The sequence below is a fragment of the Streptomyces sp. WG7 genome (genome assembly GCF_049975785.1).
Classification (GTDB): Bacteria; Actinomycetota; Actinomycetes; order Streptomycetales; family Streptomycetaceae; genus Streptomyces.
In genome coordinates this window covers 116,486-141,305 of sequence record NZ_JBNGGE010000002.1, presented here as the reverse complement: position 1 = coordinate 141,305, position 24,820 = coordinate 116,486, and the positions used below count along the sequence as shown (strand labels likewise).

The 24,820-nt window shown below is 72.1% G+C and carries 17 protein-coding genes and 2 pseudogenes; 9 read left to right on the top strand and 10 right to left on the bottom strand.

Annotation, left to right across the window (positions count from 1 at the left end; all coding sequences use genetic code 11):
• The first annotated feature begins 52 nt into the window (after nt 1–52).
• A complete protein-coding gene (mca, locus tag ACP4J0_RS03040) occupies nt 53–913 on the top strand; it encodes a mycothiol conjugate amidase Mca (protein WP_426597272.1) in 861 nt (286 codons plus the stop codon).
• Nucleotides 906–1,142: a hypothetical protein gene (locus ACP4J0_RS03035; RefSeq protein WP_398134934.1), complete on the top strand. Its 237-nt coding sequence runs from the start codon at nt 906–908 to the stop codon at nt 1,140–1,142. Before mca ends, ACP4J0_RS03035 begins: the two co-directional genes overlap by 8 nt.
• A gap of 138 nt (nt 1,143–1,280) precedes the next feature.
• Here the strand turns inward: ACP4J0_RS03035 and ACP4J0_RS03030 are convergent, their stop codons facing one another.
• Nucleotides 1,281–4,514, bottom strand: a complete 3,234-nt coding sequence (locus tag ACP4J0_RS03030; protein WP_426597038.1) for a tetratricopeptide repeat protein — start codon at nt 4,512–4,514, stop codon at nt 1,281–1,283.
• Nucleotides 4,515–4,713: 199 nt separating this feature from the next.
• Here ACP4J0_RS03030 and ACP4J0_RS03025 point away from each other — a divergent pair, with 199 nt between their 5' ends.
• The 5 genes from ACP4J0_RS03025 (at nt 4,714) to ACP4J0_RS03005 (ending at nt 13,464) form a co-directional block, all read left to right on the top strand.
• Nucleotides 4,714–6,747, top strand: a complete 2,034-nt coding sequence (locus ACP4J0_RS03025) for a thioredoxin domain-containing protein (RefSeq protein ID WP_426597037.1) — start codon at nt 4,714–4,716, stop codon at nt 6,745–6,747.
• Between the two features lie 216 nt (nt 6,748–6,963).
• On the top strand, nt 6,964–8,226 hold the full coding sequence (locus tag ACP4J0_RS03020) for a glycosyltransferase (RefSeq protein ID WP_426597036.1): 1,263 nt from the start codon (nt 6,964–6,966) through the stop codon (nt 8,224–8,226).
• On the top strand, nt 8,223–9,872 hold the full coding sequence (locus tag ACP4J0_RS03015; protein ID WP_426597035.1) for an ArnT family glycosyltransferase: 1,650 nt from the start codon (nt 8,223–8,225) through the stop codon (nt 9,870–9,872). The genes ACP4J0_RS03020 and ACP4J0_RS03015 overlap by 4 nt, the downstream gene beginning before the upstream one ends.
• Nucleotides 9,869–11,056: a glycosyltransferase gene (locus ACP4J0_RS03010; protein WP_426597034.1), complete on the top strand. Its 1,188-nt coding sequence runs from the start codon at nt 9,869–9,871 to the stop codon at nt 11,054–11,056. Before ACP4J0_RS03015 ends, ACP4J0_RS03010 begins: the two co-directional genes overlap by 4 nt.
• Nucleotides 11,053–13,464 carry a galactose oxidase-like domain-containing protein gene (locus ACP4J0_RS03005; RefSeq protein WP_426597033.1) on the top strand — a complete coding sequence of 804 codons (2,412 nt, stop codon included), beginning with the start codon at nt 11,053–11,055 and terminating at the stop codon, nt 13,462–13,464. The genes ACP4J0_RS03010 and ACP4J0_RS03005 overlap by 4 nt, the downstream gene beginning before the upstream one ends.
• On the opposite strand, the gene ACP4J0_RS03000 is transcribed toward ACP4J0_RS03005, so the two are convergent.
• From ACP4J0_RS03000 to trhA, 3 genes are all read right to left on the bottom strand, one after another.
• On the bottom strand, nt 13,451–13,786 hold the full coding sequence (locus tag ACP4J0_RS03000) for a hypothetical protein (RefSeq protein WP_426597032.1): 336 nt from the start codon (nt 13,784–13,786) through the stop codon (nt 13,451–13,453). The two genes, ACP4J0_RS03005 and ACP4J0_RS03000, sit on opposite strands and share 14 nt — an antisense overlap.
• A gap of 61 nt (nt 13,787–13,847) precedes the next feature.
• Entirely contained in the window at nt 13,848–14,579 is a 732-nt protein-coding gene (locus ACP4J0_RS02995) for a Mut7-C RNAse domain-containing protein (protein WP_426597031.1), read from the bottom strand.
• A 308-nt stretch (nt 14,580–14,887) separates the two neighbouring features.
• Nucleotides 14,888–15,592, bottom strand: coding sequence for a PAQR family membrane homeostasis protein TrhA (gene trhA / locus ACP4J0_RS02990; protein WP_426597030.1), 705 nt, complete (start codon nt 15,590–15,592; stop codon nt 14,888–14,890).
• Between the two features lie 295 nt (nt 15,593–15,887).
• On the opposite strand from trhA, the gene ACP4J0_RS02985 reads away from it, so the two are divergent.
• Nucleotides 15,888–17,717, top strand: a complete 1,830-nt coding sequence (locus ACP4J0_RS02985; RefSeq protein WP_426597029.1) for a phosphoenolpyruvate carboxykinase (GTP) — start codon at nt 15,888–15,890, stop codon at nt 17,715–17,717.
• Between the two features lie 335 nt (nt 17,718–18,052).
• Here the strand turns inward: ACP4J0_RS02985 and ACP4J0_RS02980 are convergent, their stop codons facing one another.
• Genes ACP4J0_RS02980 through ACP4J0_RS02965 form a run of 4 tightly spaced genes read right to left on the bottom strand, consistent with a single transcriptional unit; the run spans nt 18,053 to nt 22,454 of the window.
• Nucleotides 18,053–18,655 carry a hypothetical protein gene (locus ACP4J0_RS02980; protein WP_426597028.1) on the bottom strand — a complete coding sequence of 201 codons (603 nt, stop codon included), beginning with the start codon at nt 18,653–18,655 and terminating at the stop codon, nt 18,053–18,055.
• Nucleotides 18,642–20,186 (bottom strand): substrate-binding domain-containing protein, encoded by a 1,545-nt coding sequence (locus tag ACP4J0_RS02975; RefSeq protein ID WP_426597027.1) that lies wholly within the window; start codon nt 20,184–20,186, stop codon nt 18,642–18,644. Before ACP4J0_RS02975 ends, ACP4J0_RS02980 begins: the two co-directional genes overlap by 14 nt.
• Entirely contained in the window at nt 20,183–21,361 is a 1,179-nt protein-coding gene (locus ACP4J0_RS02970) for a toxic anion resistance protein (protein ID WP_426597026.1), read from the bottom strand. Before ACP4J0_RS02970 ends, ACP4J0_RS02975 begins: the two co-directional genes overlap by 4 nt.
• Nucleotides 21,362–21,377: 16 nt before the next feature.
• Nucleotides 21,378–22,454, bottom strand: coding sequence for a hypothetical protein (locus tag ACP4J0_RS02965; RefSeq protein WP_426597025.1), 1,077 nt, complete (start codon nt 22,452–22,454; stop codon nt 21,378–21,380).
• Nucleotides 22,455–22,706: 252 nt separating this feature from the next.
• Between ACP4J0_RS02965 and ACP4J0_RS02960 the strand changes: the two genes are divergently transcribed.
• Nucleotides 22,707–24,155 (top strand): AAA family ATPase, encoded by a 1,449-nt coding sequence (locus ACP4J0_RS02960; protein WP_426597024.1) that lies wholly within the window; start codon nt 22,707–22,709, stop codon nt 24,153–24,155.
• Between the two features lie 23 nt (nt 24,156–24,178).
• Here the strand turns inward: ACP4J0_RS02960 and ACP4J0_RS02955 are convergent.
• Both ACP4J0_RS02955 and ACP4J0_RS02950 read right to left on the bottom strand, forming a co-directional pair.
• Nucleotides 24,179–24,487 (bottom strand): annotated as a pseudogene (locus ACP4J0_RS02955) (hypothetical protein); the annotation flags it as partial.
• Nucleotides 24,487–24,786: pseudogene (locus ACP4J0_RS02950) on the bottom strand (AAA family ATPase); the annotation flags it as partial. The pseudogenes ACP4J0_RS02955 and ACP4J0_RS02950, both read right to left, overlap by 1 nt.
• Nucleotides 24,787–24,820: the final 34 nt, after the last annotated feature.

Below are 24,820 nucleotides of genomic sequence, written 5' to 3'. Positions count from 1 at the left end.
ACAGGGCGCCGACCGACTTGAGGATTGAGTCTTGACTGACCAGCTGCGACTGATGGCCGTCCACGCACACCCCGACGACGAGTCGAGCAAGGGCGCGGCCACCATGGCGAAGTACGTGTCCGAGGGGGTGGACGTGCTGGTGGTGACCTGCACGGGCGGGGAACGCGGTTCCATCCTCAACCCGAAGCTCCAGGGTGACGCGTACATCGAGGAGAACATCCACGAGGTGCGCAAGAAGGAGATGGACGAGGCCCGGGAGATCCTGGGCGTCGGGCAGGAGTGGCTCGGCTTCGTCGACTCCGGCCTGCCCGAGGGCGACCCGCTGCCCCCGCTGCCGGAGGGCTGCTTCGCCCTGGAGGACGTCGACAAGGCGGCCGGCGAGCTGGTGCGGAAGATCCGCTCCTTCCGCCCCCAGGTGATCACCACCTACGACGAGAACGGCGGATACCCGCACCCCGACCACATCATGACCCACAAGATCACGATGGTGGCCTTCGAGGGCGCGGCCGACACCGAGAAGTACCCGGAGGCCGAGTACGGAACGGCGTACCAGCCGCTGAAGGTCTACTACAACCAGGGCTTCAACCGCCCCCGCACCGAGGCGCTGCACAACGCGCTGCTGGAGCGCGGCCTGGAGTCGCCCTACGAGGACTGGCTCAAGCGCTGGTCGGAGTTCGAGCGCAAGGAGCGCACGCTCACCACGCACGTGCCCTGCGCCGACTTCTTCGAGATCCGCGACAAGGCGCTGATCGCCCACGCCACGCAGATCGACCCCGACGGCGGCTGGTTCCGCGTTCCGATGGACGTCCAGAAGGAGGTCTGGCCCACCGAGGAGTACGAGCTCGCCAAGTCCCTCGTGGACACCTCCCTCCCCGAGGACGACCTCTTCGCGGGCATCCGGGACAATGCCTGACATGAGTGCAAGCGCAAGCCTGGCAATGACGCACCTCGTCACTCTCGCCGAGCTCGACGAGGACAAGGTCACCCCCGGTGTCCTCGGGTTCATCGTCTTCGCGGTGATGGCCCTGGCGGTGTGGGGTCTGATGCGGTCCATGAGCCGGCACATGGGCAAGGTCGACTTCAAGGAGGCCCCGGAGCCGGAGGCGGAGGCCTCCGGCCGGGTCGAGCCGCAGAAGGGGTGACGCCCGGCCCCCGGCGCCGGCGGCGGACCGGAGGCGGGGGAGTGCGACCCGGTGCGGTCGCACGCCCCCACTCCCCGCCGTGCTCGGGCGGTGGACCCGCCGGACCCCCACCGCCCGCCCGTGCCGCCCCGGGGTGTCCTACGTCGCCGTCACCGCCACCCCCATGACCTCCCGGGCCTGACGGTCCGGGACCATGCCCAGGCGCCAGGCCTGCCAGCCGGACTCCAGCTGGACGCCCCGTTCCAGGAGCAGCCGGTACGCCCGCACGTAGCCGTCCAGCTTGGCGTCCCGTGCCGGATGGGGGGCGCGGGACAGCTGGGCCAGTTCCTCCTGGGCCACCGCCGTACCGACCTCCACGCCCCCGGGGGCCGCGTACGGCAGCAGCGTGCAGCGCAGGAAACGGGCCCAGTCCTCGCCCCGCCGGTCGCCGTACGCCGCGAACAGCTCGGCCGCCTCGTCGCACAGCGCCAGCGCCTGCGGCGTACGGGCGTTGCCCCCGTCCACGACCGCCAGCTCCAGGCAGGTCCACGCCTCGCCGTGGCCGACGCCGATCCGCTGGAAGTCGGCGCGGGCGTCGACCAGGAGCTGCCGGGCGAAGCCGGAGTTCCGCAGCGAGCCCGTCTGGGCGGCACGCTGGTCGCGGGTGACCCGCGCAGAGTGGTGCCGGGCGCAGGCCAGACCGTACGCGTCCCGCATCCGCGAGAACATCGTGCGGGAGCGTTCCAGCGCACGCACCGACTGGTCCAGGGCGCCCGTCTCCTCCAGCGCCTGGCCCAGGTAGTAGAAACTCCACGCCTTGCCGCGCGCGTCCTCGTTCTCCCGGTGCCGGGCCGCCGCCCGCCGCAGCTCCTCCACCGCCACCGACACGTCCCCGTCCACCAGCCGGGCCCGCGCCAGCTGGGTCAGTGCCCAGGCCTCGCCACGGGCGTCCTGGGTGCGGCCGTACAGCTCCAGGGCGGTGCGCAGGTCCGCCTCCGCACGCGGTACGTCGCCCATGCGCAGGTGCAGCTGGCCGAGCTGGAAGTGTGCCCACGCCTGGCCGTGCACCGACTCGCCCGCGCGGTGCAGCACCAGCGACTCGGTGAGCAGCTCCAGGGCCTCCGCCAGCCGGGCCCGGTCCCGCTGCACCGCCGCCAGCGCGTGCAGCGTCCACGCCCGGTCCGTGGCCAGCTCGGGCGGGGCCTGGAGGTCCAGCGCCTCCCGCAGCTTCGCCGCCGCCTCCGTCAGATTGCCCTGGTGGTGCAGCGTGATGCCCAGCGAGCACAGGGCACGGGCCGCCCCCGCGTCGTGGTGGGCCTCCATGTACAGGTCGACGACGGAGGTGAGCGTCGTGCGCGCCTTGTCCAGCTCGCCCAGCTGCCGGGCCGCGATACCGGTACGCCACTGCACGGACCGCACCAGCAGCCCCTGGTCCACGGACTGCGCCAGCTCGCTGATCTCACCCAGCCGGTACAGATCGCCGCGCAGCAGGCAGTAGTCGCACAGCGCGCCCAGCAGGTTCAGCACCGCGCCCTGGTCGACGCCCTCCGCGTGCCGGAGCGCCGCCGTGATGAAGCTGGACTCGTCGTCCAGCCAGCGCAGCGCCTCGTCCAGGGAGGTGAAGCCGTACTGCCCGAAGCGGTCCGAGCGGGTCGACATGTTGCCGTCGACCAGGCGCAGCACCGAGTCGGCCAGCTCGGCGTAGTTCGCGATCAGCCGTTCCTGCGCCGCCGTCCGCTCGCCCGGATCCTCCTCGTCGGCGAGCCGGGACCGGGCGAAGGCACGCACCACGTCGTGCAGCCGGTAGCGGCTGCCCCGGACGCGGTCGAGCAGGCCGGCCCGCGACAGGGCCGCCAGCTGCCGCGCCGCCTCGGTCTCGTCCGTGGCCAGCAGCGCGGCCGCGGCCGGGGCGCCCAGCGAGGTGCGGCCCGCGAGCGCCAGCCGGCGCAGCAGCCGCCGGGCCGGCTCCGGCTGGTCGGTGTAGCGCAGCCACAGCGCCCGTTCGACGGGGTCCACCGGCCCGTACGCGGCCAGGTCGGTGGCCAGGGCGCGCGGCGAGCGCGGGCCCAGCGACGACCCCGCGACGCGCAGCGCCAGCGGCAGCCCGCCGCACAGCTGCCGGATCCGGTCGGCGGACTCGGCGTCGTACGGCCCCGACGCGTCCTGCGCGGCGGCGCCGAGCAGTTCCTCCGCGCCCGCCGCGTCCAGCGCCTCGACCGGCAGGTCGTACACCCGCGCGGGAAGGTCGGCCGGCAGTTGCAGCGCCTTCCGCGCGGTGATCAGCACCAGGCTGTCCGACCGCTCCGGCAGCAGCGCGCGCACCTGGTCGGCGTCCGCGGCGTCGTCCAGGACGACGGTGACCGGCACGTCCGCCAGGTGCTGGCGGTACAGCTCGCTGAGCCGCTTGACCTGCTGGTCCGCCGAGGACCGCTCACGGAACAGCAACTGCTCGCGGGGCGCCCCGAGCCGGTTCAGCAGATGCAGCAGGGCTTCCCGGGTACTCAGCGGAGCCTCACCGCCCGGCGCGGGGCCGCCCTCGCGCGCACCGGCACCGTCCCCGCGCAGGTCGACCACGCACGCCCCGCGGAAGTAGTCCCGCAGCTCGTGGGCGGCCCGGACCGCGAGCGTCGTACGGCCGCTGCCGGGCGCCCCGTGCAGCACCACCACCGTCGGCTTCGTCTCCGTGCTCGCGCGGGCCGCCTGCACCCACTGCCGCAGCCGCGCCATCTCCTGACGCCGGCCCGCGAAGGTGCCCTCCGGCTCCGGGAGCTGCGCGAACGACTGCTCCAGCGCGCTGCGCCCCCGGGCCGCGGCACTCTTGTCGGCGCCCCGCAGCTTCGGCCCGGCCGCCGCCTTCTTCGGCCCGGTGGACGCGGCGAGCATCCGCTGCTGGTCCAGGAACGGCCGGATGCCGCGTACCTCCAGCGCCGTCAGCCACTGCAACCGCAACTGCTCGGGCCCGCCGGGCTGGCTCACGGCCCCGGCCCGGTGATGGGCGGCCGGCACATGGGAGCCGACCACCTTCACCACGGTCGCCGCGGCGCCGACGACCCCGACGGTCACTCCCGCGCCCACGGCGGTACCCGCGCCGGTGCCGAGCGCCATGTCGGCCACCACCGCGGCGACCGCCGCCACGGCCGCCACCAGCAGGGGAGTGCCGGCGCCCTCCCGGGCGTAGCGCTGCCGGAAGGTGAGCTGTCCGGCCGCCGCCTCGTCGAGGGCGCGGGTGTAGGCCTCGTACTCCTCGGCGGCCGTCCCGGCCATCGCGTCCAGCGACCCGCGCGCCCGGGACAGCAGCACGTTCCCGTCCGTGCGCCCGCCCGAACGCCGCACCTCCTCCTCCACGGCCCGCCTCAGTAACCGCTCGGCCTCCGACCGATGACTGTCCCGCATGTCGCGCCCCCTCCGGCGGCATCGGTGTCGCCCGGGTGTCCCCAGACCTCGCTGGGACTCCCCCGGCCCGTTACCGGGTCCTTCCCCGGTTGTCCGTCGGTCAAGTGTCCTGCGACGGGGAGACCCTGGGGAGGGGTCGGCGGGCGCCACGACGGTGTGCCGTCCGGGGACGCGCGGGTACTGGGGCAGGATGGACACCATGCCGAACCGACTGGCGCACGAGACGTCCCCCTATCTCCTTCAGCACGCCGACAACCCCGTCGACTGGTGGCCCTGGTCGGACGAGGCCTTCGAGGAGGCACGGCGGCGGGACGTGCCGGTGCTGCTCAGCGTCGGGTACAGCAGCTGCCACTGGTGCCACGTGATGGCGCACGAGTCGTTCGAGGACGGGCCCACGGCCGACTTCCTCAACTCCCACTTCGTGAGCGTCAAGGTCGACCGCGAGGAGCGCCCCGACGTCGACGCCGTCTACATGGAGGCCGTGCAGGCGGCGACCGGGCAGGGCGGCTGGCCCATGACCGTGTTCCTGACGCCGGACGCGGAGCCCTTCTACTTCGGCACCTACTACCCGCCCGAGCCCCGGCACGGCATGCCGTCCTTCCGGCAGGTGCTCCAGGGCGTCCACCAGGCGTGGGCGGAGCGGCGGGACGAGGTCACCGAGGTCGCGGGGAAGATCGTGCGGGACCTCGCCGGGCGGGAGATCTCCTACGGGGACGCGCGGCCGCCCGGGGAGGCGGAGCTCGGACAGGCGCTGCTCGGGCTGACCCGGGAGTACGACCCGCAGCGCGGCGGGTTCGGCGGGGCGCCGAAGTTCCCGCCGTCCATGGTGGTCGAGTTCCTGCTGCGCCACCACGCCCGCACCGGCGCCGACGGCGCGCTGGAGATGGCGCGCGACACCTGCGAGCGGATGGCACGCGGCGGCATCTACGACCAGCTGGGCGGCGGCTTCGCCCGCTACTCCGTCGACCGCGAGTGGGTCGTGCCGCACTTCGAGAAGATGCTCTACGACAACGCCCTGCTGTGCCGCGTCTACGCCCACCTGTGGCGTTCCACCGGCTCGGACCTCGCCCGCCGGGTCGCGCTGGAGACCGCCGACTTCATGGTGCGCGAACTGCGCACCGCCGAGGGCGGCTTCGCCTCCGCGCTGGACGCGGACAGCGACGACGGCATGGGGAAGCACGTCGAGGGCGCCTACTACGTGTGGACGCCCGCGCAGCTCACCGAGGTCCTCGGCGCCGACGACGCCGCACTCGCCGCCCGGTACTTCGGGGTGACCGAGGAGGGCACCTTCGAGCACGGCTCCTCCGTGCTGCAACTCCCGCAGCAGGAGGGCGTGTTCGACGCCGAGCGGATCGCCTCGGTCAGGGAGCGGCTGCTGGCCGCCCGCGACGGCCGTCCCGCCCCGGGCCGGGACGACAAGGTGGTCGCCGCCTGGAACGGGCTCGCGATCGCCGCGCTCGCCGAGACGGGCGCCTACTTCGAGCGCCCCGACCTGGTGGAGGCCGCCGTCGCCGCCGCCGACCTGCTCGTGCGGCTGCACCTCGACGAGCAGGCCCGGCTCTGCCGCACCAGCAAGGACGGCCGGGCGGGTGCCCACGCCGGGGTGCTGGAGGACTACGCCGACGTCGCGGAGGGCTTCCTCGCGCTCGCGTCGGTCACCGGGGAGGGCGTCTGGCTGGACTTCGCCGGGCTGCTCCTCGACCACGTCCTCACCCGCTTCACCGACGACTCCGGTTCCCTCTACGACACCGCGGCCGACGCCGAGCGGCTGATCCGCCGCCCGCAGGACCCCACCGACAACGCCACCCCGTCCGGCTGGACCGCCGCCGCGAACGCCCTGCTGTCCTACGCCGCCCACACCGGTTCCGCGCCGCACCGCACCGCCGCCGAACACGCCCTCGGCGTGGTGAAGGCGCTCGGCCCGCGGGTCCCGCGTTTCGTCGGCTGGGGGCTGGCCGCCGCCGAGGCGCTGCTCGACGGGCCGCGTGAAGTCGCCGTCGTCGGGCCCGCGCCGGATGACAGCGCCACGCAGGGCCTGCACCGTACGGCACTCCTGGGGACGGCGCCCGGTGCGGTCGTCGCCGTCGGCGCCGAGGGGAGCGACGAGTTCCCCCTGCTCGCCGGCCGGCCGCTGATGGACGGGGCACCGGCCGCGTACGTCTGCCGGAACTTCACCTGTGACGCGCCGACCACCGACCCGGAACGTCTGCGTGCCGCGCTGCGTACCACCTGAACAGCCGGAACGGCAGAACCGCACGTATTCGGAACGTAACCGGCAGGCGAACTGATCAGACCCGGTCCTCGTAGTGAGGAAACATGCTCTTCACTCAAACACCTTATGAGTTTCACAGGTTACCCCTAGTCTCTTCACCGTGACTCGGCGGAGCGGGCGCCCCGTCCGGGTGCTCCGCCGCGTCAGGGGGAGTTCGGAGATCTGGGGGGATCTTTCTTGCTTACGTCCGTCTTCATCGCTGCCGTTTCACTGGCGCTCTTCTGGATGGCGGCGTTCACGCTGTGGTGGCAGATGCACGCCTGGCGCACGCCGGAAGTACTCGCCTCCACCCGGTTCAGCCCGCCCGACGGCGACGAGCACGTCTCGTTCTCGCTGCTCGTGCCCGCGCGGCACGAGCAGGCCGTGCTCGACCACACCATCCAGCGGCTGCTGACCTCGTCCCACACCGACTTCGAGATCATCGTGATCGTCGGACACGACGACCCGGAGACCACCGCCGTCGCCGAGAAGGCCGCCGGCGCCGATCCGCGGGTGCGGGTCGTCGTCGACACCCACGAGAAGAAGAACAAGCCGAGGGCGATGAACACGGCGCTGCCGCACTGCCGCGGTGACGTCGTCGGGGTCTTCGACGCCGAGGACCAGGTCCATCCCGAACTGCTCGCCCACGTCGACCACGCCTTCCGCACCACCGGCGCCGACGTCGTGCAGGGCGGCGTCCAGCTGATCAACTTCCACTCCAGCTGGTACAGCCTGCGCAACTGCCTGGAGTACTTCTTCTGGTTCCGCTCCCGGCTGCACCTGCACGCGCAGAAGGGGTTCATCCCGCTCGGCGGCAACACCGTCTTCGTGCGTACGGACGTGCTGCGGGCGGCCGGCGGCTGGGACCCGGACTGCCTGGCGGAGGACTGCGACCTCGGTGTCCGGCTCTCCAGCACCGGCAAGAAGGTCGTCGTCGCCTACGACTCCGACATGGTCACCCGGGAGGAGACGCCGGGCACGCTGGTGTCCCTGCTCAAGCAGCGCACCCGCTGGAACCAGGGCTTCCTCCAGGTGTACCGGAAGAAGGACTGGACCCAGCTGCCCACCTTCAGTCAGCGGCTGCTGGCCCGCTACACCCTGATGACGCCCTTCCTGCAGGCCTTCACCGGTGTGATCATCCCGCTCAACGCGGCCGTCGCGCTCTTCCTGGACGTGCCCGTCGGCATCGCCTTCGTCACCTTCCTGCCGGCCGTCACCGCCCTGGTCACCTTCGTCTTCGAGGTCGTCGGCCTGCACGACTTCGGCAAGCAGTACGGCCTGCGGATCCGCTTCACGCACTATCTGAAGCTGATCGTCGGCGGCCCCTTCTACCAGGTCCTCCTCGCCGGGGCCGCCGTCCGCGCCGTATGGCGTGAGCAGCGCGGCCGCAACGACTGGGAGCTGACCAGCCACGTGGGCGCCCACCTCGCACCCGCGGACCGAGAGGACGTTCCCGCGTGACCTCCACCCTCCCCGCGGCGGCCGGCACCACGGTCCCCGCGCAGCGGCAGCCTGCCCACGACACCGGCCCGGCCACCGGCACGAAGGCGCCACCGGGCCGCCTGCGCTCCTCGCGCCCCGACCTCCTGCTGTGCGGCACGCTGCTCGTGGCGATCATGCTCGTGCAGGGCTGGAACATCTCCGCCTACCCGACCCTCAGCGACGACGAGGGCACCTACCTCGCCCAGGCCTGGGCCGTCCAGCAGGGCGAGGGCCTCGCCCACTACACCTACTGGTACGACCACCCGCCGCTCGGCTGGATCCAGATAGCCGTGCTGACCTGGATACCCGCGTTGGTCAGCCCCGAGTCGATGACCGTCGGTGCCATGCGCGGCGTGATGCTGACCGTCAGCGCCGTCTCCGCCGTCCTCGTCTACGTCATCGCCCGCCGGCTGTCCCTGCCGCGCTGGGCGGCCGGACTCGCCATGGCCCTCTTCGGGCTCTCCCCGCTGTCGGTGGTGCTCCAGCGGGAGATCTTCCTCGACAACCTCGCGGTGATGTGGACCCTGCTGGCGTTCGCGCTCGCCGCCTCCCCGAGCCGCCACCTGTGGCACCACTTCGGCGCGGGCATCGCCGCTGCCACGGCCGTGCTCACCAAGGAGACGATGCTCGTCGTCCTGCCCGCCGTGCTGGTCACCATGTGGCGGCACAGCCACAAGGACACCCGCAAGTTCGCGGTGACCGGCGCCGTCACGGCCTGCGCGCTGATCGGCTTCTCCTACCCCCTGTTCGCCCTGCTCAAGGGCGAACTGCTGCCGGGCGGCGGGCACGTCTCGCTGTGGGAGGGCATCGAGTACCAGCTGACCCGGCCCGGCTCCGGCTTCATCCTCGACGAGGGCTCCGGCTCGTGGGGCGTCCTCCAGTCCTGGCTGTACTACGACCGGGTCCTGCCGCTCGGCGGCCTCGCCGGGGCGCTGCTCCTGCTGGCCACCTGGCGCTGGTCGGTCACCGCGCGGTCCCTGGCCGGACCGGCCCTGACGGTGGCGATCCTCGCCGCCCTCGCCCTGCGCCCGAGCGGCTACCTGCCCGCGATGTACGTCATCCAGGCCCTGCCCTTCCTCGCCCTGGTGCTGGCCGGCGGCGCCGCGAGCGTCGCCCACGCCGTGCTGCGCAGATGGCGCACGGAGGCCGAGCAACGGGGGATCACCCTCGCCCGGTACGCGCTCGCCGGCGTCCTGGTGCTCGCCGCGGGCGCCTACGTCGTGCCCCGCTGGTACGACGGCGACCGCACCGCCGTCACCGCCGACGCCAACGCCCCCTACGAGGCCGCCGCCGACTGGCTGGCGAGCGAGGTGCCGAACCCGCAGGACACCCGCGTCCTCGTCGACGACGCGCTCTGGCTGGACCTGGTGCACGCCGGGTACGAGCCCGGGCTCGGGGTCATCTGGTTCTACAAGGCGGATCTCGACCCGGCGGTGACGAAGACGATGCCGGGCGGCTGGCGCGACATCGACTACGTGGTCGCCTCCCCGACGGTGCGGCGCGACGCGGTCGACCTGCCCAACGTCAAGGCGGCCATGAACCACTCGGCTCCGGTAGCCGTCTTCGGCACCGGTGCGGACCGTATCGAGATCCGCCGCGTCCAGCCCTCCGGAGCCGCCCGATGAGCCACGAGTCGACCGTCCCCGACGAGCTGGGACATCCGGCCGTACGCGCCTCGGAGGTGCCCGAGCCGGGCGCCGTCACCATCGTCGTACCGACCTTCAACGAGTCGGGGAACGTACGGCGGCTGCTGCGGCTGATCACCGAGTCCGTGCCGGCCCGGCTGCCCTGCGAGGTCGTCTTCGTGGACGACTCCACCGACGACACCCCGGACGTCATCCGCGCGGCGGCGCCGGACTGCCCCTTCCCGGTCACCGTCCTGCACCGCGAGGAGCCGGCCGGCGGGCTGGGCGGCGCGGTCGTCGAGGGCATGAAGGCGGCCGGTTCGGACTGGATCGTCGTCATGGACGGCGACTGCCAGCACCCGCCGTCCCTCGTGCCGGAGCTGGTGGCGACCGGCGAGCGGGCGAACGCCGGACTCGTCGTCGCCTCCCGCTACATCAAGGGCGGCAGCCGCGCCGGGCTGGCGGGCAGCTACCGGATCGCCGTCTCCCGCGCGGCGACCTGGCTCACCAAGGCGCTCTTCCCGCGCCGCCTGCACGGCATCAGCGACCCGATGAGCGGCTTCTTCGCCATCCGCCGCAGCGAGGTCACCGCCGACGTGCTCAAGCCGCTGGGCTACAAGATCCTCCTGGAACTCGCCGTCCGCGGCCGCCCGCAGACGGTCACCGAGGTGCCGTTCGTCTTCGAGGAGCGCTTCGCCGGGGAGTCCAAGTCGACGGCGCGGGAGGGGCTGCGCTTCCTGCGCCACCTGGCCGGGCTGCGCACCGCCTCGCCGCTGGCCCGCATGGTCGTGTTCGGGCTGATCGGGCTGAGCGGCTTCGTGCCGAACCTGGCCGCGCTGTGGGCGCTGACCGAGGCGGGCGTGCACTACCTGCCCGCCGAGATCGCCGCCAACCAGTTCGGCGTGGCCTGGAACTTCCTGCTGCTGGAGCGGCTGCTCTTCCGCGACCGGCGCAGGCACCGGCACTGGGCCGACCGGACCCTCAGGTTCGTGCTGATCGCCAACGCCGACCTGGTGCTGCGCATCCCGCTGATCGCCCTGCTCGTCGGGGAGTTCGGGCTGGCCGTGCTGCCGGCCACCGCCCTGGCCCTCGTCATCACCTTCGTCCTGCGCTTCGCCGGGACCGAAGCGCTCGTGTACCTCCCGCGCCGCCGCAAGGCCGGTCCAGCAAGGAGTGAGGCATGAGAAGAAGAACCCGAAGGAGAACCTCCGCCCTCCTGGCGGTGTCCGCCCTCACCGGCGGGCTCCTCCTCACCGCACCGCAGCCCGCGTCGGCCGCCAACCTCGTCAAGAACCCCGGCTTCGAGACCGCGTCCACCGGCGACATGCCGTACTGCTGGGAGAAGTCCGGCTGGGGCGACAACGACTTCAGCTACGAGACCGTCGCCGACGCCCACTCCGGCGACCGGGCCATGAAGGTCGAGCTGACCCGCCGGACCGACGGCGACCGCAAGGCCCTGATCACCGAGTCCGCCGAGTGCGCGCCGGTGGTGACGGAGGGCAGGCAGTACGACCTGTCGCTCTGGTACAAGACGACGACCCCGGACGCCTCCCTCACCCTCTTCCGGCACGACGCCACCGCGGGCTGGCAGTACTGGACCGACCTGAAGACCCTGGACCTGGCGGCCGACTGGACCGAGGCGAGCGTCCGCACCCCCGAGGTCCCGGCCGGCACCGACCGCATCAGCTGGGGCGTCTCCGTCTACGGCACCGGCTCGGCGACCACCGACGACTACACGATGGAGCAGGTCGCCGACCCGGTCCCGGACCCCGGGTGCACGGGCACCGCCGAGGAGTGCGCCAACGGGCGCTGGGACGTGCTGCCCACCCAGAACCCGGTCCGCTCCATGCACTCCGTCGTGCTCCACAACGGCAAGGTGCTGCTGATCGCGGGCTCCGGCAACGACCCGGAGATGTTCGAGGCGGGCACCTTCACCTCCGCCGTGTACGACCCGCAGACCGGCGACTACAGGACGATCCCGACGCCGAAGGACATGTTCTGCGCCGGGCACGTGCAGCTCAAGGACGGCCGCGTGCTCGTCATGAGCGGCAACCTGGGCTACCCCTCGGCGGACGGCACGATCGGCTACCAGGGCTACAAGGACTCGTACGTCTTCGACCCGGAGACCGAGACCTACCTCAAGACCAACGACATGAACGACGGCCACTGGTACCCGTCGGCGACGATCCTCGGCAACGGCGACGTCATCTCCTTCGGCGGCCTGCGCGAGGACTCCACCGGCTCGGTGACGGCCGAGCTGTGGTCCGACGAGCAGCAGAAGTGGCTGCCGACCTGGCAGGTCAACCAGACCTGGTCGTACTGGGGCCTGTACCCGTCGATGATCCTGATGCAGGACGGCCGGCTCTTCTACTCGGGCAGCCACGTCTTCGGCAACAACATCCCCGGCACCGGCTCGGCGATCTACGACTACGAGGCCAACACGATCACCGAGGTCCCCGGCCTCCAGCGCAAGGACGAGCGGGACCAGTCGATGAGCGTCCTGCTGCCCCCGGCGCAGGACCAGAAGGTGCTGACCGTCGGCGGCGGCAACATCGACTCCAACCCGGACGCCAACCGCCTCACCGACATCATCGACCTCAAGCAGCCGAACCCGGCGTACGTCGCCGGGCCGTCGCTCCCGCAGGGCACCGTCGACCTGGGCGACGGCCCGGTCCCGCAGACCGGCGACCAGGGCAAGATGTACGTCTCCACCGTCCTGCTGCCCGACGGCACGGTGCTGGAGACCGGCGGCGCGCTGCACAACCGGGCCGATCCGGTGTTCGAGACGTCGATCTTCGACCCGGAGACGGAGACCTTCGACCCGGTCGCCACCGACCCGGAGGCCCGCGGCTACCACTCCTCGGCGTTCCTGCTCCCCGACGGCCGGGTGATGACGACCGGCGACAACCCGGGCAACGGCTCCTGGAACCACGACGTGTCCGTCTACACCCCGCCCTACCTCCTCAAGGGCGAGCGTCCGGCGATCACCTCGGTCATCGACACCGAGTGGAACTACGGCGACACCCAGCGGATCACCGTCGACCGGCCCATCGCCAAGGCCGAGCTGATCCGCCCGGCCGCGGTCACCCACTCCTCCGACCCGAACCAGCGGTTCGTCGACCTGCCGCTGTCCGTCGACGGGAACAACGTCGACCTCAACGTCACCAGCAACCCCAACCTGGCCCCGCCCGGCTGGTACATGCTCTTCGCGGTCGACGCCAACGGCGTGCCCTCGGTGGCGAAGTGGGTGCACCTGGACGGTCCGCGGGCGCTCAGCACCAAGGACGCCTCCGCGCACGTCCACTCCTTCGCCGACGCCCCGCGGGGCAAGGTGGCGGCGGCCGGCGAGAAGCGGGCCGCGCAGCCGGTCGGCCCCACCGTCTCCGGCTGCGACCGGCACTACGGCTCCGCCAACGTCTGTGTGCCGACCGCCTTCCCCGCCGAGGTGAAGGCGACGACGACGGAGCGCTGCACCTGGCTGAAGGAGCACGACTACGGCCGGCTGAAGGTCAACGGCAAGGACGACCCGCTGCGCCTGGACCCGAACGGGGACGGCACCGCCTGCGGGAAGGGGGACGTCAGGCGCCGCTGAGGATCAGCCCGCCCAGCGTGAGCTGAGCACCCCACTGCAGGGCGACGGCCCCGTACCCGACCGGCCTCCACCGGGTACGGGGCCACGCGAGCGCCAGCACGCCCAGGAGGGCCGCCGCCCAGAAGCAGGCCCACAGCGCCTCGCCCGGCACGGTCGAGCACCGCTCGCCGTACGTCAGACAGCGGCCGCCGCGTTCGGAGGCGAACACGGCCAGCCACGCGAGGACGACGGTCGGCAGCAGCAGGACGAGCCCGGCCACGGAGCACCCGGTCACGATGCGGGCGGTGGGCAGCGGCGGGACGGGCGCGGGCGGAGTGGTCATGCCGCCCATCACACCGCGCCGGCCGTCCCGTGCGATCGGTCCGCGTACTCAAACCCGGTGCTCAGCCGCCCTGAGTACTCGCACGTACCGCCGCCTCCACGATGGCCTCCAACTGCTCGTGGTGCGCGCCCTTCCAGTACGCGCGCCCGCACGCGCGGCACTGCGCGAACACGTCGTACGACCGTTCGGTCCCGCCCTTGAGCTGGTCCGCGACTTCCTCCTTGGTGGCCTGCTTCAGCAGCCCGTTGCAGGCGGTGCACCTGGTCCAGGGGCGCAGCTCGGGCCGGAACCGGTCCAGGACCTCGCGGAGCTGGTCGTCGGGGCGGTTGCTGTAGACGTAGGCGCCGGCCCACAGTTCGCGGCGGCGCAGCAGGCCGCGGTCGCGGCTGAGCATGACCCGTTTCTCGGCGGCCGACAGCGCGGCGAGCGCCGGGTCGCCGAGGTCCGTCGACTCGTACGCGGTGTCCACGCCGAGGAGCCGCAGCCGGCGGGCGAGGGTGCCGAGATGCACGTCGAGCAGGAAGCGCAGGGGCGCGCCCGGGACCCGCTGCGGGCGTTCGACGGCCCGGACGCTGACCGATTCGCCGCCGCTGGGAACGTGTCCGCGCGGCACTTCGCGGCCGTCCACGAGGAGCGTGCCCACCTCGGTCAGCGGGACGCCGAGGGACTCGACGACGTGGCCGAGTGTGGAGACGCCGTCGGTGGTGGCGCGGGCGGCGCCGGTGGGGCGGGCCCGCGGGACGAACAGGTGCAGTTCGGGGGCGAATTCGACGCGGATCTCGGGACCGTTCACCGGGTCAGGATGCCATGGGGCAGGGGGGTGGCCTCAGCCTTTTCGGGGAGTCGGCGTCCGTGCTCCAGGACGTCCGGGGCGCGTGCGGCCAGGTCGGCCGGATCCTTCTCGTGGTGGTGCTCGGCCCGGTACCGCCAGGCCGCGGGAGCGGTCGGCGGGGGAGCGGGGGCGTGCGGCCGTCATGGGGGTCATTGCCGCGGATGGGCTGCCCGCGGGGGCACGGGTTCTGCCGTCCGCGGCTCGGCCCGCGTGGGCGCGGCCGGCCACGACGCGCCCGCACGGGGCGCACCGGGCCTTCGGCGGCGCGTCTAGTAGGCGACCAGCGAGATTCCCACGTAGTGCGCGATGAAGGCCGCCAGCGTGAAGGAGTGGAAGACCTCGTGGAAGCCGAACCAGCGCGGTGACGGGTTGGGCCGCTTGAGGCCGTAGATCACGCCGCCCGCGCTGTAGAGCAGTCCGCCGACGATCACCAGGACGAGGACGGCGATGCCGCCGGCCCGCATGAACTCAGGGAGGTAGAAGACGGCCGCCCAGCCCATGGCGAGGTAGCACGGGGTGTAGAGCCAGCGCGGGGCCCCGACCCAGAAGACGCGGAAGAGGATGCCCGCGGCGGCGGCGGCCCAGATGCCCCACAGCAGCCACTGGCCCTTGGCCTCCGGCAGCAGGAGCATCGTGAGCGGGGTGTAGGTGCCCGCGATGATCAGGAAGATGTTGGCGTGGTCGAGGCGGCGCAGTACGCCGTCCATCCGCGGGCTCCAGTCGCCCCGGTGGTAGAGCGCGCTGACGCCGAAGAGCAGACAGGCCGTGAGGACGTAGATCCCGCAGGCGATGCGTGCTTCGGTCGACTCGGCGAGGGCGGTGAGGACCAGACCCGCGACGAGGACGGCCGGGAACATGCCGAGATGCAGCCAGCCGCGCAGCTTCGGCTTGACCGGATGCGGCAGGGAGAGCGCTACGGGACCGCGGCCGGCGGCCGGCGTGTCCCTGGGCGCGTCGGAAGCGGACGCAGTCATGGGCGCATCGTACCTACGGGACCGTAAGTTACGCATCAGTACGGACGTTCGTGGTCGCTGAGTGGTCATCGTCTCACGGGGTACCCGGCCGCGCACCCCCGAAAAACTCCGGCGCGGGCACGTGGCGATCCTCACTCCGCTCAGGTGTGACGCCCTCTGGACAGATGGGCGCTCTCGTCGGATGATCAAATGAGTGCGGTCGACACCGGATGAGCGCCCAAGAGGTCATCGTCACGCATCCGGGTCGCAGCCCCCACGGGGCCTCCCAACCAAAAACCCTCATTTAGGAGCAATCGTGGCGCGCGACATCGCTGCTCCCCCCGTCCCCACCGACCACCAGGAGCTGATCTCGTGGGTGAACGAGATCGCCGAACTGACCCAGCCGGACGAAGTGGTCTGGTGTGACGGATCCGAGGCCGAGTACGAGCGCCTGTGCGGGGAGCTCGTAGAGAAGGGCACCTTCCGCAAGCTCGACCCGATCAAGCGCCCCAACTCGTACTACGCGGCCTCCGACCCCTCCGACGTCGCGCGCGTCGAGGACCGGACCTTCATCTGCTCCGCGAAGGAGGAGGACGCCGGCCCGACCAACCACTGGAAGGACCCCGCCGAGATGCGGGAGATCTTCACGGGTGAGAAGGGCGAAGGGGGCCTGTTCCGCGGCTCCATGCGCGGCCGGACCATGTACGTCGTGCCCTTCTGCATGGGCCCCCTCGGCTCCCCGCTGTCCGCGCTGGGCGTCGAGATCACCGACTCCGCGTACGTCGCCGTCTCCATGCGCACCATGACCCGCATGGGACAGCCGGTCCTGGACGAGCTGGGCGACGAGGGCTTCTTCGTCAAGGCCGTCCACACCCTCGGCGCCCCGCTGGAGGAGGGCCAGGAGGACGTTCCGTGGCCGTGCAACTCCACCAAGTACATCTCGCACTTCCCCGAGGACCGCGAGATCTGGTCCTACGGCTCCGGCTACGGCGGCAACGCCCTGCTCGGCAAGAAGTGCTACGCCCTGCGCATCGCCTCCGTGATGGCCCGCGACGAGGGCTGGCTCGCCGAGCACATGCTCGTGCTGAAGCTGACCCCGCCCACCGGCGAGCCCAAGTACGTCGCCGCCGCCTTCCCGTCGGCCTGCGGCAAGACCAACCTCGCCATGCTGGAGCCCACCATCTCCGGCTGGACCGTCGAGACGATCGGCGACGACATCGCCTGGATGCGCTTCGGCGAGGACGGCCGCCTGTACGCCATCAACCCCGAGGCCGGCTTCTTCGGCGTCGCGCCCGGCACCGGTGAGCACACCAACGCCAACGCGATGAAGACCCTGTGGGGCAACTCCGTCTTCACCAACGTCGCCCTCACCGACGACGGCGACGTGTGGTGGGAGGGCATGACGGAGGAGACCCCGGCCCACCTCACGGACTGGAAGGGCAACGACTGGACGCCCGAGTCCGGCACGCCTGCCGCGCACCCCAACGCCCGCTTCACCACCCCCGCCGCGCAGTGCCCGATCATCGCGCCGGAGTGGGAGGACCCCAAGGGCGTGCCGATCTCGGCGATCCTCTTCGGCGGGCGCCGCGCCACCGCCGTACCGCTGGTCACCGAGTCCTTCGACTGGAACCACGGCGTCTTCCTCGGCGCCAACGTGGCCTCCGAGAAGACCGCCGCCGCCGAGGGCAAGGTCGGCGAGCTGCGCCGCGACCCGTTCGCCATGCTGCCGTTCTGCGGCTACAACATGGGCGACTACATGGGTCACTGGATCGACGTGGCCAAGGACAAGGACCAGTCCAAGCTGCCCAAGATCTACTACGTCAACTGGTTCCGCAAGGACGACGAGGGCAGGTTCGTCTGGCCGGGCTTCGGTGAGAACGGCCGCGTCCTGAAGTGGATCGTGGAGCGCCTGGAGGGCAAGGCGGACGGCGTCGAGACCCCGATCGGCGTGCTGCCGACCAAGGAGTCCCTGGACACCGACGGCCTCGACCTCGCCGACGCCGACCTGGACTTCCTGCTCAGCGTCGACAAGGAGGTGTGGCGCGAGGAGGCGGCGCTCGTCCCCGAGCACCTGAACACCTTCGGCGACCACACACCCGCCGAGCTGTGGGACCAGTACCGGGCCCTGGTGCAGCGCCTGGGCTGACGTCCCCCGCAGTCTCCGCGGCCGGTCCGACTAGCCCTGACCCGCGAAGTCGTCACGAAGGCCGGCCGCGAGGGGGTCTCCCTCCGCTCCAGTAGCTCGTAGTACCCCGGAGCGCGGGGGAGGTCCCGCTCGGGCCGGGTCGCCGCACAACGGCGTGCGGAGGACCCGGCCCTTCGACGTGCCCGGACTTTCGGCGTGCCCGGGCCCTCGGTGTGTCCGGCCTTCGGCGGGTCCGGACTTTCGGTGTGTCCGGCCTTCGGCGGGTCCGGACTTTCGGCGTGCCCGGCCCTCGGCGTGCCCGGCCCGTCGGCGTGCCCGGACTCGCCCGGCGCCGGTCAGCCCGAGCGGTCCTCCAGGTACCGCGTGTGGGACTCCTGCCGCCGGGCCTCGGTCTCCCGCAGCTGCTGCGCCAGCCGCTCCGCCTCCGCGTGCAGCAGCTCCAGCTGACGCACCAGGTGCTGCTCCGGAGGCATCTGCCCCGGCGTCAGCCGCGTCCACCAGCGGGTGCGGACGTAGGCGTCGACGGCTTCCGCCACGTCCTGCCGCACGGCTCGCGACAGTATGTGGACGGCCTCCGGGTCCTGGGCGAGGATCTCGGTCGCCCACCCGGGGTCCAGCAACGCGGCCAGCAGCTCCGTCAGTTCGTCGAGCCGGCCCCGCGCGGTGGGCGGCAGATCGACGTCCGCGAGATAGTCCCGCAGCCGTTCGAAGTCCGCCCGCACCTCGTCCAGCTGCGCGGACGGGTCGGGGAACTCGGGCGGCGCGGGCCGCTCGGGCGGGGCGATCAGCGCCCCGGCCCCGTACAGCCCCACCACCACGACCGGCCAGTACGGGCCCGCCACGCCCGTGAACGTCAGCACCAGCCCCGCCAGCCCGCCCGCGCCCCCGGCCAGGTTCTTGCGGGACTCCAGATACGCCATCGCCCTACTGGTAGCCACGGATCTCCTCGAACGCCCCGTCGAGCGAGCCCTGCCCGTCGAACAGCCGGCCGCCGGTCAGCTCGGCGATGTGCTCCAGCTCCGCGCGGTCGGAGTCGCCGAACAGGATGGGGAAGACGGGGGTGTTCCGGCGGTCGCCGGACAGCCCCCGGTAGAAGGAGTCGAAGTCGCCCGCCTCGGCGCCGGCCGTGTTCTCGCCGTCCGTCATCAGCACGATCGAGGTGAACGTGTCCTCACCGGTGCCGAGGTGGTCGTAGGCCTTCTCCAGGGACGTGTAGATCGCCGTGTCGCCCTCGGCCCGCAGTGCCGCGGTGTCCCGGCGGATCGCCTCCAGCCCCTGCTCCGGGGCGTCCGGCTCGACGACATGGGTGCGCACGCTCTTCACCGCCGACCCGAACGGCATCAGGGTGACCTCCTCCCGGTCGCGGAAGTCCCCGGTGAGCCGGGTCAGCGCTTGCTTCAGCCGGCTGAGGCGCTCGCCCTCCATCGAGCCGGAGGTGTCGAGGACGTACACGGTCCGCGAGGGGCGGCGCAGTTCGTTCTCGTAGGCGTCGAGCAGGCCGTCGGCGACCGAGAGATCGCCGGGGAAGGGCAGCTCGCGCCGCCTGCTCGTGTCGAGGCCGGCCGCCGGCGGCACGGAGGCGACGACCGGCCGGCGGAACGTACGGTCGGTGATCAGCCGCTGCACACCGTCCGTGCGCAGCGCCTCGGCCACCCGGCGCACGTCGTCGCGGGTCTCCTTGTCCGTGGCGGCGAGCGACGACAGCGGGTAGTCGGCGGTGACGACACCGTCCTTCGGGCGGATCACCGTCAGGTTCTCGAACCCCTTCAGGACGGACTCGTAGTTGAGGAGCGCGTCGATGTCACCGCGGCGGGAATAGGCGCCGGCCAGCCAGCCCGACGAGCCCGAGGTCAGCTTCTGCCCCTGGAAGAACTCCTTCAGCCGCGGGCGCGCCTTCGTCACGTCGGCGTCGGTGAGCGCGGACTGGGCTCCGGAGAGCGCCGAGGCGACCGAGACCAGCGTGGCGAAACCGGAGTTGGAACGGGCCGGGTCGGTCATGCCGTAGGTGAGCTCCCCCTCCCGCACGGCCTGGTCGACCTGGGACCAGGTGACGTCCTCCGGCTTCCAGCCCAGCCGCCGCACGGTGGCCGGCTTGACGCCGATGGCGACCGGGCTGGACATCACGGGTGTCTCCGAGACGACCTTCTCCGCCGCCTCCGGGCGCAGCCGCAGATAGTCGTTGGAGGACAGCCACACCGCGTCGTACCTGCCGTCCGCCTTCCCCGTGGCCAGCATGTCCACGGCGTCGAGGGTGCCGATCCAGGTCGGCCGGACGGTGACGCCCGTGTCCTTCTCGACCTGCTCCAGCACCGCCGTCATGTCGCTGAGCTCGCTGGAGGCCAGGACCCGCAGGGTGCCCGGCTCGGCTGAGTGCGGGTCCTTCTCCTTCTCCTTCTCCGGTGCGGCGGTGCACGCGCCCAGCAGGGCCGCGGTGGCGGCGAGCAGCGCGGCCAGGGACCGTCGTCTCATCCGAGCCCCCCTTCCAGCGCGCCCTGCGACCGGCTGCGCTCCAAGTAGCTGCTGGCGTGCTGGAGTTCGGAGGTCAGGTTCTCCACCGTCACCGCCATCGCCTCGGTCGCCCGCACCTTGTAGGTGTCGATGGTGTCGAGGGTGCGGTAGATCTGCTGGAACGCGGTCCGCAGGGTCTCTGCCCCGACCGCCGGGTCGGCGGCGATGCGCTGGATCTCCCCGCTCTGCGTCGCCAGCATCTCCGCGTTGCCCCGGATCAGCTCCTCGGTGGTGCCGCGCAGCGCGTTGACCTGCTCGACCACCTTCTTCTGGTGGTCCAGCGCGGACGCCAGCATCACGGAGATCCGCAGCGCCGACACCGTGGTGGTGGCCGCCCGGTCCACGCCCTTGATCAGCTCGTCGTTGTTGCGGCGTACGACGTCCATGGCGAGGTAGCCCTGCGCGCACACCGCGAGCTGGGTGAGCAGGTCCTGGTGCTTCTGCCGGACGGGGAAGAGGACGTCGGCGCGGAGCGAGTCGGCCTGCGCGGGGTCGGCCGCCTCGACGCCGGCGATGTGCCGCTCGACGGCCGTGTCGAGGGCCTCCGTCAGGACGACGTACTCCTGGAGCTTGCCCATGGTCTCCCACAGCCGGACCCGCTCCGTCTGCAACGCCGCGTTGTCGCGGCGCAGTTCGTCCTGTCCGGCCCGCAGGGAGCCCACGATCTGGTTCAGGGTGCCCTGCGCGGAGGCGTACTTGGCGACGTGGTCGCGCAGCTTGTTGCCGCCCGGCAGCCGGGAGAGGAACTTGCGGCCCTTGTTCGCGGGCAGGTCGCGCGGGTCCAGGTCCTCGACCACGCGCCGCAGTTCGACCAGCGATCCGGCGACCTTGGACTGGGCGTCGCCGCCCTTGTCGGGCAGGCTCCGGACCGTGCGTTCCAGCATGCGGTTGGACTGCGCGGTGGCGGTACGCATCTCGCCGGCGCCCAGTGCGGTGATCTCACCGACCTTGCCCGCGAACTCGGGGGAGCGGGCGTCCAGGGCGGCCAGCCCCTCGACGTACGCGGCGGCCTTGGCCGCCATGCCGGCGCGCACGCCGTCGTCGACGGGCACGAGCCCGCCGGCCTTCTCCCGTGGCACGGGCGGGACGGCCTCGGGCGGCGTGAGGACGAAGTCGCCGTCTGCGCTGCTGTTCATCGGTTGCTGTTCCCCCTTATCCGCGCGCCCGTCGCGCCAGTTCGCGCAGCACCGCGGAGGTGGGCACGGGCGCCTGGCGGACGCCGGTCAGTCGCTGCTTGAGGTAGGCGGTGCGGCCCACGGCGGCCGCCGCGAACTCGGCCACGTCGCCCTGCGGGCGGAAGCCGTGCCGGACGGCCAGCTTGCGCAACGTCGGGTCGTCGCCGAGGAGCTCGGCGAGCCCCCGGCCGTTCTCGGTGAGCGGGACGACGGTGTGGTCGCTGTTGACCGTGGTGTCCGGGTAGAGGACGACGAGGTCGTCCGCGTTCTGCTGCTCGTCGAGGAGCGTGGCCACCTGGGACTCGTAGACGAGGACGAGCGGGTTGCCGGCGCCGCTGACGAAGTCCCGGAACGCGGCGTCCGTGCCGGTCTGCTGGGCGCCCTGGACGCTGACCAGTTTGCGCAGCAGGGGAGCGGTGCGCTCGACGTCGGCGTCGCTCGCGACCACCTTGCCGCCGCCTGCGACGTAGGAGGCGGCGGCGAGGTACAGCGCGCCGGAGTTGGAGCTCTCCGGGTCGGTGCTGGAGATGTAGAGGGTGCCGGTCAGCTCCCCGTACTTCCCGGCCCCCTCGAGCTGCTGCCAGGTGCGGTCGCGCTCGGCCGCGTCGAGGTAGGCCGCCATCTTCAGCGTGCCCGGGTTCTCCTCGTCGAGCTCGGCCAGCCCGTTCGCGGCCAGCACCTCGGCGGCCCCGCGGCGGGACACGACGACGAGGGGCGAGTAGAACGGGCGCGGGAGCATCCCCCGGACCTCGTACTTCTCGGCCAGTTCGACGGCGGGCGCCCGGCTGGACGGGAAGGCGAGGTCGTACCCCTCGAGGTCCAGCCCTTCCATGGCCCAGGACCCGGAGGTCTCGGCCTCGACGGTGTAGCCCTTGGCGGCGAGGGCCTCCACCACGTCCGGATCGGCGAAGAACTCCGCCTTCTCCGATCCGGTCACCATGCGCACGGTCTTCGTTGCCGTGCCCGTCTCCTCGCTGTCCCGGCCCGCGACGACGGCGGCCACCACGCCACCGATCAGCAGCACCGCGAGGACGATTCCCGTAATTCGTCTCACCCCCGGAGCATCCCCGCGGAACCCAACGTTCCCCGGCGGTCCCGGTGAACGGCCGGTGTCCGGGTGATACCGGTACGCAACGGGAACCGACCAGTCCGGCCGGCGGGCGCTCCTCGAGTAACCCGGACCGACTTCCTTCGTTCTTAGAGATGTACTTCTAAGAGGTACGCCTCTAAAAAGGGGCGCGCCTCCGAGACCAGGGAGGTCCCCATGGCCCGGCCCGCATCACGCAGCCTGCCGAGACCGCCTGACATGTTCGACCGGGAGTGGGAGTGGAGTGAGCTGACCGCCTTCGCGACAGCCGAAGGCGCGGGTCCCCGGCTCGGAGTGGTGTCGGGCCGTCGCCGTCAAGGGAAGAGCTTTCTGCTCCAGGCGCTCGCCGAGGCCACAGGAGGCTTCTACTTCGCCGCCGTCGAGGCGTCGGCCACCGAGTCCCTGCGACTGCTGGGCGAGGCGGTCGCGCGTTTCACCGGGTCCACCGTCCCCGGGCGGCCCGAGAGCTGGGACGAGGCGCTGGAGATGCTCTTCGGGCTGGCGGCGGAGAGGCCGCTACCGGTGGTCATCGACGAGTTCCCGTACCTGGTGCGGAACGCCCCTTCCCTCCCGTCCCGGCTGCAGGCCGCCCTCGGCGTACGGTCCGAACGCCACCGCAAGGAGCGTCCCCGGATTCTGCTGTGCGGCAGCGCGATGTCCTTCATGGGCGGGCTGCTCTCCGGGGCCTCCCCGCTCTACGGCCGGGCCGGCCTCGACCTCGTGGTCCACTCCCTCGGCTTCCGGGAGGCCGCCGAGTTCTGGGGCATCCAGGATCCACGGCTGGCGGTCCTCGTCCACGCGATCGTCGGCGGGACCCCCGCCTACCGGCGCGAGTTCGTCGACGACGACGTACCGGACGGCGCCGACGACTTCGACGCCTGGGTCTGCCGCACCGTGCTCAATCCGGCCCGGCCGATCCACGGCGAGGCCCCGTACCTCCTCGCCGCCGAGCCGGACCTGCGCGACCGGTCGCTGTACCACTCGGTCCTGGCCGCGGTGGCGGGCGGCAACCGCACCAGCGGCGGCATCGCGAGCGCGGTGGGCCGTAAGGCCACGGACATCTCCCTCCCGCTGACCGTCCTGAAGAACTGCGGTCTGCTGACCGCCGAGCCCGACGCCTTCCGGGGCAACCGCACCACGTATCACGTCGCCGAGCCACTGATCAGCTTCCACCATGCCGTCCTACGGCCCGAGACAGCACTTCTCAGCCGCCGCCGGGGAGCCGCCACGGTCTGGGAACACAGCCGTCCCACGTTCCTCAGCAAGGTCGTGGGGCCGCACTTCGAGCGGCTGTGCCGGGAGTGGGCCGAGTGGCACGCGGACCCCGGGACCTTCGGAGGCATGCCGATCCAGGTCTCCTCGGGGACCGTCGCCGACCCCGCGAGCCGCACCGGCATCGAGGCCGACGTCGTGGTGCACGGCGCGATCGGCCAGGACCAGGGCATCCTCCTGTCCGTGGGCGAGGCGAAGTGGAACAAGGTGATGCACCTCGGGCACCTGCAACGCCTGCACCGCATGCTGGACCTGCTGGCCGCACGAGGCGTGGACACCAGCCATGCCACGCCCGCCTGCTACAGCGGCGCGGGCTTCGACCCGGACCTGCGTGCGGCCGCGGACCGGGGCGAGGTCGTCCTGGTCGACCTGCGGCGGCTGTACCGCGGTTCCTGAACCCGTGCGGGCGCACCGGGTCGGATGACGCGGAACAGGTCGGGGGCCGTGTGGACGTCCGCCAGGTCCTCGACGGTGCGGAGGTCGTCGCACAGGGACTCCAGGACCGACCCGGACCCGGTGGCGGCGTCCGGGGTGGCGATGGCCACGCCGAAGAGGCGGAAGCCCAGGCGGTGCTTGGCGTCGTTCCAGCCGCGCACCCACTTCTCCGTCACCTCGCAGGCGTCGTCGGTGATCAGCACGATGTCGCCGCGTCCGCGGGCCGTGTCGTCGAACTCCTCCTCCAGCACGTCCACGGCGGTGCCCAGCGGACGCTGGAAGTCCGTGCCGCCGCGATGTGCGCGGTCGTGGCGCGCCCGTCGTACACCTGCCGGTACTCGCCCCGGGCCGGCGCGGCGACGTCGATGGGCCCGAACATCCGCGTCGGCGCGGTGAACTTCGACAGCAGGATCTCCCAGTACGCGGCCCCCTCGATCCGGCCCGTCAGCTCCCGCGCCAGCTCCGACTTCGCCGTACCGGGCGGACCGAGCACCAGCGAGTGCTGTCCGGCCGGCAACGTCACCGCCAGCGTCCGTACGACGTCCGCCCGCTCGTAGAAGCGGTCCGACAGCTCGCGGCAGATCGCGCGCAGCCGCTGGGCCGTGTCCTGCGCGCCGCTCGTTCCT

What these genes read in the sequence shown, in the direction of transcription:
- ACP4J0_RS03010 (WP_426597034.1), top strand. Translation starts at nt 9,869, where the DNA reads ATGAGCCACGAGTCGACCGTCCCCGACGAGCTGGGACATCCGGCCGTA.
- ACP4J0_RS03025 (WP_426597037.1), top strand. Translation starts at nt 4,714, where the DNA reads ATGCCGAACCGACTGGCGCACGAGACGTCCCCCTATCTCCTTCAGCAC.
- ACP4J0_RS03005 (WP_426597033.1), top strand. Translation starts at nt 11,053, where the DNA reads ATGAGAAGAAGAACCCGAAGGAGAACCTCCGCCCTCCTGGCGGTGTCC.
- ACP4J0_RS02960 (WP_426597024.1), top strand. Translation starts at nt 22,707, where the DNA reads ATGTTCGACCGGGAGTGGGAGTGGAGTGAGCTGACCGCCTTCGCGACA.
- mca (WP_426597272.1), top strand. Translation starts at nt 53, where the DNA reads ATGGCCGTCCACGCACACCCCGACGACGAGTCGAGCAAGGGCGCGGCC.
- ACP4J0_RS02975 (WP_426597027.1), bottom strand. Translation starts at nt 20,186, where the DNA reads ATGAGACGACGGTCCCTGGCCGCGCTGCTCGCCGCCACCGCGGCCCTG.
- ACP4J0_RS03000 (WP_426597032.1), bottom strand. Translation starts at nt 13,786, where the DNA reads ATGACCACTCCGCCCGCGCCCGTCCCGCCGCTGCCCACCGCCCGCATC.
- ACP4J0_RS03030 (WP_426597038.1), bottom strand. Translation starts at nt 4,514, where the DNA reads ATGCGGGACAGTCATCGGTCGGAGGCCGAGCGGTTACTGAGGCGGGCC.
- ACP4J0_RS02970 (WP_426597026.1), bottom strand. Translation starts at nt 21,361, where the DNA reads ATGAACAGCAGCGCAGACGGCGACTTCGTCCTCACGCCGCCCGAGGCC.
- ACP4J0_RS03035 (WP_398134934.1), top strand. Translation starts at nt 906, where the DNA reads ATGCCTGACATGAGTGCAAGCGCAAGCCTGGCAATGACGCACCTCGTC.
- trhA (WP_426597030.1), bottom strand. Translation starts at nt 15,592, where the DNA reads ATGACTGCGTCCGCTTCCGACGCGCCCAGGGACACGCCGGCCGCCGGC.